At 69.4% G+C, this 12,446-nt stretch carries 14 protein-coding genes; 5 read left to right on the forward strand and 9 right to left on the reverse strand.

Annotation, left to right across the window (positions count from 1 at the left end):
- The first annotated feature begins 69 nt into the window (after positions 1 to 69).
- Positions 70 to 936 (forward strand): oxidoreductase, encoded by an 867-nt coding sequence (locus ABL838_RS07670; protein WP_418124949.1) that lies wholly within the window; start codon positions 70 to 72, stop codon positions 934 to 936.
- 9 nt (positions 937 to 945) lie between these two features.
- On the opposite strand, the gene ABL838_RS07675 is transcribed toward ABL838_RS07670, so the two are convergent.
- Complete coding sequence (locus tag ABL838_RS07675; protein ID WP_418124950.1) at positions 946 to 1,584, reverse strand: ABC transporter ATP-binding protein; 639 nt, start codon at positions 1,582 to 1,584, stop codon at positions 946 to 948.
- Between the two features lie 55 nt (positions 1,585 to 1,639).
- Between ABL838_RS07675 and ABL838_RS07680 the strand changes: the two genes are divergently transcribed.
- A complete protein-coding gene (locus ABL838_RS07680) occupies positions 1,640 to 2,431 on the forward strand; it encodes a hypothetical protein (RefSeq protein WP_418124951.1) in 792 nt (263 codons plus the stop codon).
- Positions 2,432 to 2,447: 16 nt separating this feature from the next.
- On the opposite strand, the gene ABL838_RS07685 is transcribed toward ABL838_RS07680, so the two are convergent.
- Both ABL838_RS07685 and ABL838_RS07690 read right to left on the reverse strand, forming a co-directional pair.
- A complete protein-coding gene (locus ABL838_RS07685) occupies positions 2,448 to 3,800 on the reverse strand; it encodes a CynX/NimT family MFS transporter (protein ID WP_418124952.1) in 1,353 nt (450 codons plus the stop codon).
- Entirely contained in the window at positions 3,800 to 4,477 is a 678-nt protein-coding gene (locus tag ABL838_RS07690) for a FadR/GntR family transcriptional regulator (RefSeq protein WP_126022587.1), read from the reverse strand. The genes ABL838_RS07685 and ABL838_RS07690 overlap by 1 nt, the downstream gene beginning before the upstream one ends.
- Before the next feature lie 354 nt (positions 4,478 to 4,831).
- Here ABL838_RS07690 and ABL838_RS07695 point away from each other — a divergent pair, with 354 nt between their 5' ends.
- Positions 4,832 to 5,725, forward strand: a complete 894-nt coding sequence (locus tag ABL838_RS07695; RefSeq protein WP_184635428.1) for a LysR family transcriptional regulator — start codon at positions 4,832 to 4,834, stop codon at positions 5,723 to 5,725.
- A 1-nt stretch (position 5,726) separates the two neighbouring features.
- Here ABL838_RS07695 and pbpC read toward each other — a convergent pair whose 3' ends face one another.
- On the reverse strand, positions 5,727 to 8,000 hold the full coding sequence (pbpC, locus tag ABL838_RS07700) for a penicillin-binding protein 1C (RefSeq protein WP_418125843.1): 2,274 nt from the start codon (positions 7,998 to 8,000) through the stop codon (positions 5,727 to 5,729).
- Between the two features lie 278 nt (positions 8,001 to 8,278).
- Between pbpC and ABL838_RS07705 the strand changes: the two genes are divergently transcribed.
- Positions 8,279 to 8,485 (forward strand): hypothetical protein, encoded by a 207-nt coding sequence (locus ABL838_RS07705; protein ID WP_126022590.1) that lies wholly within the window; start codon positions 8,279 to 8,281, stop codon positions 8,483 to 8,485.
- A gap of 96 nt (positions 8,486 to 8,581) precedes the next feature.
- Here ABL838_RS07705 and ABL838_RS07710 read toward each other — a convergent pair whose 3' ends face one another.
- From ABL838_RS07710 to ABL838_RS07730, 5 genes are all read right to left on the reverse strand, one after another.
- Positions 8,582 to 9,208: a LysE family translocator gene (locus tag ABL838_RS07710; protein ID WP_184635434.1), complete on the reverse strand. Its 627-nt coding sequence runs from the start codon at positions 9,206 to 9,208 to the stop codon at positions 8,582 to 8,584.
- Between the two features lie 52 nt (positions 9,209 to 9,260).
- Positions 9,261 to 9,662 carry a GFA family protein gene (locus ABL838_RS07715; RefSeq protein ID WP_126022592.1) on the reverse strand — a complete coding sequence of 134 codons (402 nt, stop codon included), beginning with the start codon at positions 9,660 to 9,662 and terminating at the stop codon, positions 9,261 to 9,263.
- Between the two features lie 95 nt (positions 9,663 to 9,757).
- The gene (locus tag ABL838_RS07720; protein WP_418124953.1) at positions 9,758 to 10,444 is read right to left on the reverse strand and encodes a class I SAM-dependent methyltransferase; all 687 of its coding nucleotides are present in this window, start codon (positions 10,442 to 10,444) and stop codon (positions 9,758 to 9,760) included.
- A 55-nt stretch (positions 10,445 to 10,499) separates the two neighbouring features.
- Complete coding sequence (locus ABL838_RS07725) at positions 10,500 to 10,781, reverse strand: DUF2277 domain-containing protein (protein WP_418124954.1); 282 nt, start codon at positions 10,779 to 10,781, stop codon at positions 10,500 to 10,502.
- A 49-nt stretch (positions 10,782 to 10,830) separates the two neighbouring features.
- Complete coding sequence (locus ABL838_RS07730) at positions 10,831 to 11,895, reverse strand: hypothetical protein (protein WP_418124955.1); 1,065 nt, start codon at positions 11,893 to 11,895, stop codon at positions 10,831 to 10,833.
- Positions 11,896 to 12,173: 278 nt separating this feature from the next.
- Here ABL838_RS07730 and ABL838_RS07735 point away from each other — a divergent pair, with 278 nt between their 5' ends.
- Positions 12,174 to 12,440, forward strand: coding sequence for a hypothetical protein (locus ABL838_RS07735; protein WP_418124956.1), 267 nt, complete (start codon positions 12,174 to 12,176; stop codon positions 12,438 to 12,440).
- The last annotated feature ends 6 nt before the right edge of the window (positions 12,441 to 12,446 follow it).

Consider the following 12,446-nt stretch of genomic DNA (forward strand, 5'->3'; position numbering starts at 1 on the left):
TAGTGCGATTGCTGGAACAGTCACGCCATGCCTTCACGGCAACCCTCAACCCTTCAAGGAGCCAGCATCATGTCCAACATCGCCATCACCTCTTCGCAGACCCGCCAGACCTGGTTCATCACCGGCGCCGCTTCCGGCTTCGGCCACGCCTTCGCCGAGCACGCGCTGGCCCTGGGCCACAACGTGGTCGCCACCGCCCGCGACGCCGGCCGCCTCGCCGACCTCGTGGCGCAGGCACCCGACCGCGTGCTGGCCACGCCGCTGGACGTGGACGCCGCCGGCGCCGCCGAAGCCGCCGTCGAGGCCGCGGTGGCCCGCTTCGGCCGCATCGACGTGCTCGTGAACAACGCCGGCTACGGCGTGGTCGGCGCGCTGGAGGAAACCTCCGACGCCGAGCTGCGCGCGCTGATGAACACCAACTTCTTCGGCGCCATGGCCGTCACCCGCGCCGCGCTGCCGGTGCTGCGCGCCCAGAAGTCGGGCGCCATCGTGAATATCTCCAGCCTCGGCGGGCAGCTGTCGTTCGCGGGTTTCAGCGCATATTCGGCCTCGAAGTTCGCGCTGGAGGGCGCCTCGGAAGCGCTGGCGCAGGAGGTCGCGCCCTTCGGCATCAAGGTGCTGATCGTGGAGCCGGGCCAGTTCCGCACCCAGCTCGCGGGCAGCGGCATGCGCCACATGCCGGTGATCGAGGCCTACCAGCCGGTGGTGGGCGCCACACGCGAGTTCGCGCACAGCATGCACAACACGCAGGCCGGCGATCCGCGCAAGGCGGCCGTGGCGATCGCGAAGGCGCTGGAGGCCGAGCACACGCCCCTGCGCCTGCAGCTGGGCGGCGACTCGGTCGACGCGGTGCGCGCCCATGCGCAGGCGTTGCTCAAGGACACGGAAGCCTGGGAAGCCCTGAGCCGCAGCACCGACTTCGACGCTGCAGCCTGAAGGCAGGCCTCAGCGCAGCGGCAGTTCGATGGTGGCCGCCAGCGGCACGGTGTCGATGCGCGCCGCGCTGGCCACGACGACCGCCTGCTTCGACTGCGCAGCAATCTCAGAGAGCGTGGCCCACAGGCAGCGTGTAGAGGGCATGTCCAGGCCGGCGGTCGGCTCGTCGAGCAGTACGAGCGGCCGGCCCGACGCGAGCCCGGCGGCCATCCAGACCTTGCGCTTCGAGCCGGTGGACAGCATGAACATCTTCTTGTCCAGGTGCGGCGCCAGCGAGAAGCCGTCGGCGATGGCCTGCCACTTCGCCTGGTCGAAGCCCGCGTCGCCTTCGGCGAGCGAGGCCGTGCATTCGCGCGCGCTGAGCTGGTCGAAACGGTCGGTTTCGGGAGCGACGAAGAACACCTGGCGGCGATAGGCCTCGGGCGCGGCATTGAGGCTCGTCCCGGCCACGGTCAGCCGTCCGGCGGAGGCGGGCAGCGCACCGGCAATCACGTTGAGCAGCGCCGACTTGCCCGTGCCGGTATCGCCGTAGAGCAGCGTGACGCCCGGGCCGATGGATGCATTCCAGCCGGACACCAGCGCGGGTTGGTCGGGGTAGGCGAAGCGCAGCGCGTCGATCCGGAGCAGGGCGGGAGAAGAAGGATTCATGGTCGCGTGCGACTTTATCAACCAGCCGCGCCGCCGGTGGCTACCATCCGGCTCCATGACAAAGCTGCCGCTCCTGTTCGCCCTGCTGCCGTTCGCCACCGCGGTGCTTGCCGCTCCCGATCTTTCCGCGCCGTCGGCGCAGGTGTTCGATGCGGTGAAGAAGCCCGATTCGCTCGACGCGCAATGGCGCACGCGCCTGTGCGCCCTGCTGCCGCAGCCCTGCGACGCGCAGCAACTGGGCCTCTATCGTCCGCGCGGCGCCGCGGCGGGCGACTATGTGGTGCTCTCCGCCGAGCCGCTGGCCATGGCGCGCATCAGGCGGGATGCCGCAGACGCCAAGGGCTGGCAGCTCGCTCGCCTTCATGATTTCTCCGGCTACGCCCAGGCCCTGAAGAAAGACAGCGATGCCAGCCGGTCCGAGGCGCGCCTCTCGCTCGCGCCGGCGCTCTACCCGGTGGCCGAGGGCAAGTGGGCCGTGGCCGTGCTGCAGACGGTGTCGGAAGGCTATTCGGGCGGCGGCGCCTCGTTCGACACCGCCGACTTCGTGCCGCTCGAAGGCGGCAAGGCGGTGCAGGAGGGCATTCCGTTCTCGTGCTCCAAGATGATCCGCGCCTGCTTCAGCGAGAAGGAATACAAGACCTCGAAGCACTGCCACGACGAGAGCTTCGGCAGCCTGCGCATCGCCTACGGCGAGACATTCAAGCCCGGCTCGCCCTACGACTGGCAATACACCTGGGTGCAGACCGAATGGCCGCAGAACGAGCCGCGCGGCGCGGCGACCACCACGCGCGTGTTGTTCACCGCCAGGACCACCGAGCGCGCGGGCTTCTGCGGCGGGCCGCAGTAGACAGCGGGCTCGCGCCTCAGTGGCGCGGCACGGTCGTCGTGCCCACGTGCATCGTGCGTCCTGCCCCCAGCCCAGCGATCACGAGCGCCACGCCCAGCCCGATGAAGAGCCACGACGAGGCGCGGAAGCTTCCCGTCCAGCCGTGCAGCAGCCCGGCCACCAGCGGCCCGAAGGCCGCCACCATGTAGCCCACGCCCTGCGCCATGCCCGAGAGGTGCGCGGCAACGTGCGAGTCGGGCGAGCGCAGCACGATCATCGTGAGCGCCAGCGCGAAGGTGCCGCCCTGCGCGATGCCCAGCAGCACCGCCCAGGCCCACACGCCGAAGAAGCCGTCCAGCGGCGCGAAGAGCATCGCCAGCATCGCGCCCACCGTGAGCAGCGCCAGCACGACCGCCAGGCCGCGCTGGTTGCGCAGCTTCACCGCCAGCGCCGGCACCACGAGGCAGGTCACCACCTGCGTCATGACAGACAGCGACACCACGTAGCCGGCCGTCTCGCTGCCCAGGCCGCGCTCGCGCAGGATCGGCGCGAGCCAGCCCATCACGATGTAGGCGAGGGCGGACTGCAGGCCCATGAAGAAGGTGACCTGCCAGGCCAGCCTGTCGCTCCAGAGCCCGCGCACGGTGAAGCCCGATTCGCTCGCCACCGGCTTCAGCGGCAGCGCCTGGGGCGCCCAGATCAGCGTGACCAGCGCGGCCGGCAGCGCCCACATCGCGAGCGCCATGGTCCAGCCGCCGCCCAGCACGTGCTCGATCGGCACCGTGAGCCCGGCGGCGCTGGCCGCGCCGCCGCACACCGCCATGGTGTAGAGGCCCATCATCAGCGCCGCCTGCGAGGCGAAGTCGCGCTTCACCAGGCCCGACAGCAGCACGTTCGACACCGCGATGCCGCTGCCCGCGATGGCCGAGGCCAGAAAGAGCAGCGGGATGTTGCCGGTGCCGCGCAGCACCGTGCCGACCAGGATCAGCACCATGCAGCCGAGCAGCGTGCGCTCGGTGCCGAAGCGCCGGCCCAGGCCCGGCGCGAGTGGCGCGAAAACGCCGAGGCAGACGATCGGCAGCGTGGTCAGCAGGCTGGCGGCCGTGGGCGAGAGGCCGGTGGCCTTGATGATTTCCGGCAGCACCACCGAGAGGCTGGCGAACACCGGGCGCAGGTTGAAGGCGATCAGCACCACGCTGGCGCCGAGCAGGATGCGGCGCGCGAGGGTGGGGGCGGGCGTGGGGCGCGGCGCGGGCAGGCTGTCGGCCTCGGCGTCGATCAGCAGTTCGTCGCCGCAGCGGTGGGCGGAAGCGGAAGAAGAGGAGGAGGAAGAAGAAGAGGAGGAAGAAGAGGCGCCGGCATTGCCGCGTGCGAAGGTGGCCGAGTTCATCACGACCCCAGCGCCAGTGCGTTGATCATCGGCGCCATGAAGGTGCGCACCGCCGCGGCGGCCACGTCGGGGTCGCGGCTGGCGATGCCTTCGATGATGGCGCGGTGCGCGGCATCGTCGGGCTCGGGCAGGGCGCTGCCCATCGAGCTCGCGATGGTCTCCTTGATGTAGCCGGTGATGAAGCGGCAGGTTTCCGCCAGGGCGAGGTTGCCGGAGATGTCGACGATGGCGAGGTGGAAGGCCAGGTCGCGCTCGATGAAGGCCGCGCCGTTGTCGGCGGGATCGAAGCCGCCGCGCTTGTCGAGCAGCACGTGCAGGCGGCGCAGGTCGCGCGCCGTGTGGCGCACGGCGGCGAGCCGGGCGGCTTCCACTTCGAGCGCGCGGCGCACCTCGAACTGGTCGCGCAGGCTCGCGAGCCGCATCTTCTGCAGGCTGGACGAAGGATCGAAGCCCGATCGAACATAGGTGCCCGAGCCCTGGCGCACTTCGAGCAGCCCGCGCGACACCAGCGTCTTGACCGCCTCGCGCACCGTGCCCCGGCTCACGCCCAGCAGCTGGGCGAGCTGCGGTTCGATCGGGATGCGGGAGCCAACGGACCAGCGGCCGGCGGAGATCTCGGCGCGGATGCTGTCCGCGGCGGTGTCTGCAAGTGAAGTACGGGGAGCTTGGGCAAGCATCGGGAGTGAGCCTGGTCGTTCAATGATTGGATGAATTTTGCCTCCAAAAAGAAACCGGACTCCCCGCGCGGCGATTGATCCGGGTAGCACCCCGTAGAAAACCGCAACCCCTGTCCGCAGATCGCGCAAGCCGATTTCGCGGATTTGTCCTCATTAAGTGAATTTTTCCCGGCCTTGGGCAGCTGTTGCCGAAAGTGTTGTTTGTCTGGAGCGTCCTGTCAGAGAATGAAACTAAAGGTAGCTTGTGAATCGGCAAGTTGTTCTGCTCCACGGTCCGGCCCTCCCTTCCCGACCTTCCTGCGGAGCGTTCAGGGGAGCGCAAGAGAAATACGAAATACGGACCGCGGCGGCGATATGAAGGACTTTTCTTTGTCGGATGTGCGGCTGTTCGCCAAGGCCGCGCAGCTCGGGGGACTGACTCCGGCCGCCGAAGTGCTCAACGTGCCCAAGGCCTCCGCGTCGCGCCAGCTCCAGAGACTGGAAGCCACCGTCGGCCACCTGCTGCTGCATCGCGGCGCCACCCGCTTCGCGCTGACCGAGGAAGGCCGCGAGTTCCTGGCGGCGGCCCAACATGCGCTCACGATCCTCGACGACGTCATGCTCAACCTGTCCTCCGACGGCAGCGCCGTCACCGGGCGGTTGCGCATCGCCGTGCCGCACTACTATGGCCGCGAGTTGCTGATGAACCACCTGCCCGCCTTCATGACCGCCTACCCGCGGCTGGAGGTCACGGTCGAGACCGGCAAGGACCGCGCCGACCTGCGGCGAGACGCGGCCGACGTGGCCATCGGCTACGGCCGTGAGGGCGGCGACGAGCTGGTCGTGCGCCACCTGAAGCAGGAGCCGCTGATGCTGTGCGCCGCGCCGGCGTATCTCGCGCGCCACGCTCCGGTGCAGGACCTGCCCGATCTGTCCGCGCACCGCTTCCTGACCACCGACGCCGAAGGGCGCAAGCGCGAGATCAGCCTCGCGGCCATCGAAAAGACGCACCGCGTGCGCGTGGAAAGCGTGTTCCAGTCGGACGACCCTGAAATGGTTTTGCGGCTCGCGCTGTCGGCGCGCGGCATCGCGCTGGTGCCGCAGTCGCTCGCGCGCCCCCAGATCGACGGCGCCACGCTGGTGCCGGTGCTGCCCTCGCTGGCCCTGAAGCCGCACGACATCCACCTGAGCTACCTGCCCGCGCGCCGCAACACGCCGAAGATCCGGACCTTCGTCGACTACTTCCTCGACGTGTTCAGGGCCCCTTGAATCAGCGCCGCGCGCCGCTGCCGTTGTTCTTCGCGACCACACCCGCGCCGCGCACCTCGAGCCGGCGCTGGTCGACCACCTTGCCGCCGGCGTCCACCAGCTCGATCAGGTGGCGCCCCGGCCATGGAAACCATTGCACGGTGTTGCCGCGCGCCAGCGGCTTGCCGTCGATGCGCCACTGCACGCCACGGCCCTCGGAATCGAAGCGCACGCGCTGGCGCTGCGGCGGGATGTCGGGGTCCAGCGCGATGATGGTGCCGTCGGCCGGCGCGGTGATGCGCGCCGGGGCGGAAGCATCCGTCGTCATGCCTGTGTCCAGCGCGAAGAGCGGCTGCTCCGTGCCTTGCAGGAACCACTCGCTGCGCGAAGCCTCCAGCGGATTGCCGTCGGCGCCGGGGCCAAAGCTCACCTGCATCTGGACCAGGCCCGGCGGCGGCGAAGGCGCGCGGCTCGGCTCGCGCGCGTGCAGGAAGCGCATCACCTCGGCCCACACCGGCGCGGCGCCGCTGGTGCCGCTCACGTCCCACATCGACTCGCCGCTGGCGTTGCCCACCCACACGCCCACCGTGTAGCGCTGCGACCAGCCCACGGCCCAGTTGTCGCGCATGTCCTTGCTGGTGCCGGTCTTCACGGCGGTCCAGAAGCGGGTGGAAAGAATGCTGTCGAGGCCGAAGGTGCGCGTGCGCGCGTTCGGGTCGGAGAGGATGTCGCCCACGATGAAGGCCGCTCGCGCGTCGATCGGCGTCGGCGGCGAGGCCGGCGCGGTTTTCGATTTCTCCGCGGGCCGCGGCGCCAGCGTCGTCGTTCCGTAGCGCCCGCCGTTGGCCAGCATGCGGTAGGCGTTGGTGAGCGACAGCAGCGACACCTCGGCGCTGCCGAGCGCGAGGCTGTAGCCGTAGTAGTCGCCGCTTTCGCGCAGCGGCAGCCCGGCGGCGCGCAGCTCGCGCGCGAAGGCCTCGGGCGACACCATCACCAGCGTGCGCACGGCCGGCACGTTCAGCGATGCCGCCAGCGCGGTGCGCGCCGACACCGGGCCCTTGAAGCGGCGGTCGTAGTTCTGCGGAATGTAGAGGCCGCTGGCGGTGCTGATCTGCGCCGACGAGTCCTCGATCAGCGATGCCGCCGTGATGCGCTTCTCGGCGATCGCCTGGGCGTAGAGCAGCGGCTTGAGCGTGGAGCCGGGCTGGCGCAGCGCCGTGACGCCGTCGACCTCCGCCGCCTGGCTCAGCGGGCCGGAGGAGCCGACCCAGGCGAGCACCTCGCCGGTCGCGTTGTCGAGCACGACTAGCGCGCCGTCTTCGACGTGCCGCTCGCGCAGCTCGCGCAGGTGGCGCTGCAGCGTGTCGAGCGCGAAGCGCTGCAGCGGCGCGCGCAGGGTGGTGCGCACGCCAGTCTCCTTCTCCTTGCCCTTCGGCACGGGCGCTGCGCTGGCGGCAGCGGGCGCAGCCGCCGAGTTCGCGTCGCGGATCTCGCGCAGCACGCGCCGCGCGGCGTGCGGCGCGATCCCTTCGTTCGGCTCGAAGGCCCGGCGCTGCACGGCCGCGCTGGTGAACATGTCCAGCGCCTCGCAGTCGGTCTTCTGCTGCGGTTCCATGGTGCGCAGCACCTCGCAGGCGCGCTGCGCCACCACGGCGGGCTTGGCGTTGGGCGCGCGCACCAGTGCCGCCGCCACGCTGGCCTCGCGCGCGTCGAGCCCGCTGGGCGCCTTGCCGAAGAGCGTGCGCGACAGCGCGTCGATGCCCACGATCTCGCCGCGGAACGGCACGGTGTTGAGATACGCCTCCAGGATCTGGTCCTTGCGCCAGTTGCGCTCCAGCTGCGCGGCCGCCACCGTCTGCCCGATCTTCTGCGTGAAGCTGCGGCCGCCCGAGCTGCGGCGAAGGTCCTCGTCGAGCAGGCCCGAAAGCTGCATCGTGATGGTCGATGCGCCGCGCGTGCGCGTGTTCCAGAGATTGCCCCAGGCGGCGGCCGAGACGGCGCGCCAGTCGATGCCGCTGTGCTCGTAGAAGCGCTTGTCCTCGCTCAGCACCATGGCCGTGCGCAGCGCCGGGGACACGTCGGCCAGCGCGGTCCACTGGCCGCGGCGCGCCGTGGGGTCGGTGCGCACGCGCTGCAGCAGCTCGCCGTTGCGGTCGAGCACGGCGGTGTCGGACGAGCGGAAGTCGCGCTTCACTTCCTCGAAGCTCACCACGGCCCGGGCCGGGAGCGTCCATGCCGCGGCGATCAGCAGGGCTGCGAGGGTCTTGCGGGAGAAAGCGGAGGGCGCGGGCTGCATCGGAGGAAAGGAGGCGGTATCCAGAAGCGAAAGCATGAGCGCCGCCATTCTCTCTCGCCGGTTCGCCACGGGAATCGCGCCTACTGCGCGACGGGCTGCGCGCTGCCTTGCGGCTTGCGCACCCCGGGGCAAAGTAAATGCCGGGTGCCACATCCCGTAACGAACTTCACGCGAGGGCTTCAATGCGGAAACCCGGCGCGTACCGGCGTGGCCTTCAATGCACTACCGGCTCGCAGGAGGCGAACCCCGGTTTCACAAACACTCCAAGGAGAACTCGCATGACGAAGACATTGGCGATCCTTCTGGCCGCATCGGCCATCCTCGCGGGCTGCGTGGTCGCACCCTACGACCGCCCGCCGCCGCCGCGCCCGCACTACGGCGACCGTGACCGCGACGGCGTGCCCAACCGCTACGACCGTGACCGCGACAACGACGGCGTTCCGAACCGCTACGACCGCAATCCCAACAACCCGTACCGCAACTGATCCACAGCGCTGCGACAAATGAAGAAAAGGCCGCGAAGCTCCGTGCTTCGCGGCCTTTTCTTTTGAGTTGCTTTTGCGTTCCGAAGGGCTGCCCGCTCACCCCGGCCGGCGCGCCATCAGCGCCCAGATGCCCGCCGCGCCCAGCAGCGAGCCGCCCGCGAGGTTGAAGCGCCGCTGTGCACGCGGCGACGACAGCAGCCTGCGCGCCGATCCCGCGAACACCGCGTAGAGCGTGGCATTGGTCGCGGCCAGCACCACGAAGGTGACGGCCAGCACCCACAGCTGGCGCGTCACGTCGGCGGCCGGGTTGATGAACTGGGGCAGGAAGGCCACGAAGAACACGATGCCCTTGGGGTTCAGCGCGGTCACCAGGTAGGTGTTGGCGAACAGGCGCAGGCGCGAGGCGGGCGCGGCCGGCGTGGCGATCTCGGCGGAGGTGATGCCCGCGCGCAGCAGCCTGATGCCCAGATACAGCAGGTACAGCCCGCCCACCCACTTCACCACCGTGAACCAGAAGGCCGAGGTGGCCAGCAGCGCGCCCAGCCCGAGCAGCGACACCACCAGCGCGGTGGAATCGCCCAGCGCCACGGCCGCCACCAGCGGCAGGTTGGCGCGCCGCCCGTGCGACATCGAATAGCTGATCACCGTGAGGATGGTGGGCCCGGGAATGACCAGCATGAGGGCGGAGGCCGCGACGAAGGCGAGCCAGAGTTCGATGGACATGTGCCTGTCTCCAGTAGTGGTGGGTTGTTGTTGCGGGAAGCGATTGTCTTCGTCAGATGCCGATGGCTGCGCGCGCGGCGTGCCAGGTGCCGCGGTGCCCGTCCACGTAGCTGATGGGCGAGCTGGCGAGGTCGTCGAGATCCACGTCGTCCAGGCAGGTCACGTTCACGCCGTAGGCGCTCTCGCCGGTGGCGGGCGAATGGCCCACGCCGAAAGCCCGCACGCCGCAATGCCTGCAGACGATGTAGTGGCTGTTGCGGGTGTCGAGCATCTGCTCGCTGAGTTCGGATTCGCCTTCGATCAGCCGGAAGGCATCGGTCGCGACGATGGCGGGCCAGAAGCGGGTTTGGGTGCAGATCGAGCAGTTGCAGCGCAGCGTGCCGAGGCCGAGGTCGATGTCGGCCTCGAATCTCACGGCGCCGCAATGGCAGCCGCCTGTGTAGGTCTTTTTCATGTGCTCGGACTTCGCATGGTGGTGCTGGCAAGCACCATATCAAAGGCCGGGGGGCGGCGCTGCGCTGTGGTCATGGCCCGGCCATCACCGCCGGCTCAGGCGCGGGCGACCCAGCCCCGGAACGTGAAGCCCATGAAGAAGAGGCGGATGTCCTTGAACCCCGCCTCGCGCAGCACGGCCTCGTCCTGCGAGGGCGAGAGGATCGACAGCTCCTTCTGGACCTTCTCGCGTGCCGCAGCCGCCTTGTGCGGATCGGCGCCCGACGCGACGAGGAAGGCCGCGTAGCGCGACATCCAGAGGTCGCGTTCGCCTTCGCCGTCTTCCACGCTGAGATGCGCTGCGACGAACGGGGCGCCCGGCTTCAACCGGCGATGGATCTCGCGGGCCGTCGGCAGCCGCTGGTCCGTCGGCACGAAGTGGAAGGTCAGCAGGCAGGTCGCGCCATCGAAGGGGCCGGCGGGCGCGTCCTGCACATAGCCTTCGTGCAGCGCCACGCGCGACATCAGCGGGCCCAGCCTCTGCGATGCGAGCTCAAGCATCGGGCCGCTGGGGTCGACCCCGTCGAGGGTCCAATCGGGGTTGGCCCGCGCGAGGTCTTCCACCTCCAGGCCACCGCCCGCGCCGACCACGAGCACCCGGCCATCGCTGGGCACGTGTTCCTCGAGAAGGATGCGCGTCATCGGCAGGAGCCCGCTGTATCCGGGCACGTTGCGCTTCGGGCCTTCGGCGTATTTGGCGACTGCGTCCGAGGTGCTGAAGGCGCTATGGGGTGTGTTGCTCATCCGAAGATGATGGCATGCGGGCGCGCAGCCATCGGCCACAGGGGGCAAGGCACGATCAGGCGGTGGAGCCGCTGCCGAAGCGCATCGCCGAGCGGGCCCTGGCGCGTTCCGCCTCCACAGCACGGTCGCGCGGTTCGGCCGTGGTGACAAGCGAATCGATCAGCCGCGCCGCCGTGGCGGCCACGTCATCGACCGCGCGATTGAATGCCGCCTCGTTGGCCTTGGAGGGCACGTTGAAGCCACTGAGCTTGCGCACGAACTGCAGCGCGGCGGCGCGGATCTCCTGCTCTGTGGCGGGCGGCTCGAAGTTGTAGAGGGTCTTGATGCTGCGGCACATGGGCGCTCTCCGTTCGATGGCGAGGTGGCGCCAGTCTAGCGGCCGGAATTCAGGGGAGCCCGCTGACGAAGCCGCCGTACCAGCTCGCGAGCTTGCTCCATGGAATCTCGATCCGGTTCTCGCTGCTGTCGCGGCCCCAGGTGACGAGGTCGAAGATGGCGCCGTTGGCCGTCACATCGACGGAATTCACCAGCATGAAGTGGCCGCCGAATACACGCATCGTCATGTCGTCGCGCAGGCTGCGGCCCAGCGCCATGTTGGCCAGGCTGCCCGCGGCACACATCATGACGGTGTGGCCAGCGTTGCGCTTGTGGCGCATCTGGTTCAGGTGCGGGCCCACGGTGTTTTGGCCGACGCTGGTGCGGTGCGCCTTGATGAGCAGGCCACGCAGGCGCCAGCTGCCCATGTGACTGTGGTCCTCCACGTGCTGGTAGCCGGTGTCGCGCATCCACCGGACCATGTCGGCCGGCGAGGTCGCGCCTTCGAGCATCGTGTGAGTGAAGGGCGAGCGGTAGGCCAGGATGTTGCTGCCGTCGCGCAGGCTGGCCAGCGCGATGTAGTCGGCCTCGCAGATCCTCGGCGAGCCGGGGGCGCTGTTGATGCGCTTGCCCAGCAGCGAGGAGCCCGACTTGACCTTCACGGTCATCTGCCCGAGGGGGCCGCGGCGGTTTTCCGCCAGGCCGATCACGTAGGCCGCGTAGGCCAGAGGGGTTCGCTTCGCGATGTCGTGCATGAACGTGACCGGGCCGCACAGCGAATGGTGCTGCTGCTCGATGTACCTGTAGTCCGCGATCCGCACGATCAGCTGCAGCGCGATCCGCTCGCGCGAAAAATGCCGCCAGGGGAGCGCGGCGTTTCCGCGCAGGAAACCGCCCTGGTAGCTGTGCGGCTGGTTCTGCGGGTCGGGGCGCACGCCGATCACGAGGTCCAGCGCGGCGGCAGCCTCGGCACTGGGAACCCAGCGCCCGTTTCTCAGCAGGCGGCGGCTGTACTGCTCGACTTCGTCCGCGGTCGGTACCGTGTCCACGTCGGCGCCGGCGCGCAGCAAGGTTTCCCGAGCGATCGTCTTGTCTTTCCACAAGGCCTGTTGCAGCACCTGATCGAGCGTCGGCATGGTCCGTCCCCTGGTGTTGAGTCATCGGCTGCCCGGCTTGGGCGGGCGGCAAGATAGCACCCGCGGTGCAGGGCCGTCGATCCCCGAGAACAGGTAGGGCGGCGCACCGTCGCCGCGCGCAGGGGAGGAGGAGGGGCTCAGCCCTCGGGGCGCTGCGCATATGAAGCCCACCGACGGCTCCGCGCCGGACTGTTCCCACACGCATCCGCACCTCTCTCCCACCAACCGCGGGCTGCGCTCGCACAACATGGGGCGGTGAACAAGCCAGGAGGCCATCCATGACTTCGAAGCAGCAACAGCCGGAAGAGAAAGAAGAGAAATCGCCGGGGAAATTCCACTTTCCCACATCCGGCAACCCTGAGCAGGGCAAGGTCGAGAAGGCCAGGCCGACGGAGCAGCCTGCCAGCGAGGAGGCGCTGGACAGCGGTGTGGAAGAGTCCTTTCCGGCCAGCGATCCGGTGTCCGTCACCGTGACGAAGGTGAAGCTGCCGTCCTCGGAAAAGAAGAAGGACGTCGAAGAGAAGGCGAAGGCCGGCAAGGGCTGAAGCCAG

Source organism: Variovorax sp. 160MFSha2.1, from assembly GCF_048305075.1.
Lineage (GTDB): Bacteria > Pseudomonadota > Gammaproteobacteria > Burkholderiales > Burkholderiaceae_C > Variovorax > Variovorax guangxiensis.

Excerpts from the sequence above, each read along its gene's own strand:
- ABL838_RS07730 (WP_418124955.1), bottom strand. The coding sequence starts at position 11,895 with ATGCCGACGCTCGATCAGGTGCTGCAACAGGCCTTGTGGAAAGACAAG.
- ABL838_RS07710 (WP_184635434.1), bottom strand. The coding sequence starts at position 9,208 with ATGTCCATCGAACTCTGGCTCGCCTTCGTCGCGGCCTCCGCCCTCATG.
- ABL838_RS07725 (WP_418124954.1), bottom strand. The coding sequence starts at position 10,781 with ATGTGCCGCAGCATCAAGACCCTCTACAACTTCGAGCCGCCCGCCACA.
- ABL838_RS07735 (WP_418124956.1), top strand. The coding sequence starts at position 12,174 with ATGACTTCGAAGCAGCAACAGCCGGAAGAGAAAGAAGAGAAATCGCCG.
- ABL838_RS07690 (WP_126022587.1), bottom strand. The coding sequence starts at position 4,477 with ATGCTTGCCCAAGCTCCCCGTACTTCACTTGCAGACACCGCCGCGGAC.
- ABL838_RS07680 (WP_418124951.1), top strand. The coding sequence starts at position 1,640 with ATGACAAAGCTGCCGCTCCTGTTCGCCCTGCTGCCGTTCGCCACCGCG.
- pbpC (WP_418125843.1), bottom strand. The coding sequence starts at position 8,000 with ATGCAGCCCGCGCCCTCCGCTTTCTCCCGCAAGACCCTCGCAGCCCTG.
- ABL838_RS07670 (WP_418124949.1), top strand. The coding sequence starts at position 70 with ATGTCCAACATCGCCATCACCTCTTCGCAGACCCGCCAGACCTGGTTC.
- ABL838_RS07715 (WP_126022592.1), bottom strand. The coding sequence starts at position 9,662 with ATGAAAAAGACCTACACAGGCGGCTGCCATTGCGGCGCCGTGAGATTC.
- ABL838_RS07695 (WP_184635428.1), top strand. The coding sequence starts at position 4,832 with ATGAAGGACTTTTCTTTGTCGGATGTGCGGCTGTTCGCCAAGGCCGCG.
- ABL838_RS07720 (WP_418124953.1), bottom strand. The coding sequence starts at position 10,444 with ATGAGCAACACACCCCATAGCGCCTTCAGCACCTCGGACGCAGTCGCC.
- ABL838_RS07685 (WP_418124952.1), bottom strand. The coding sequence starts at position 3,800 with ATGAACTCGGCCACCTTCGCACGCGGCAATGCCGGCGCCTCTTCTTCC.
- ABL838_RS07705 (WP_126022590.1), top strand. The coding sequence starts at position 8,279 with ATGACGAAGACATTGGCGATCCTTCTGGCCGCATCGGCCATCCTCGCG.
- ABL838_RS07675 (WP_418124950.1), bottom strand. The coding sequence starts at position 1,584 with ATGAATCCTTCTTCTCCCGCCCTGCTCCGGATCGACGCGCTGCGCTTC.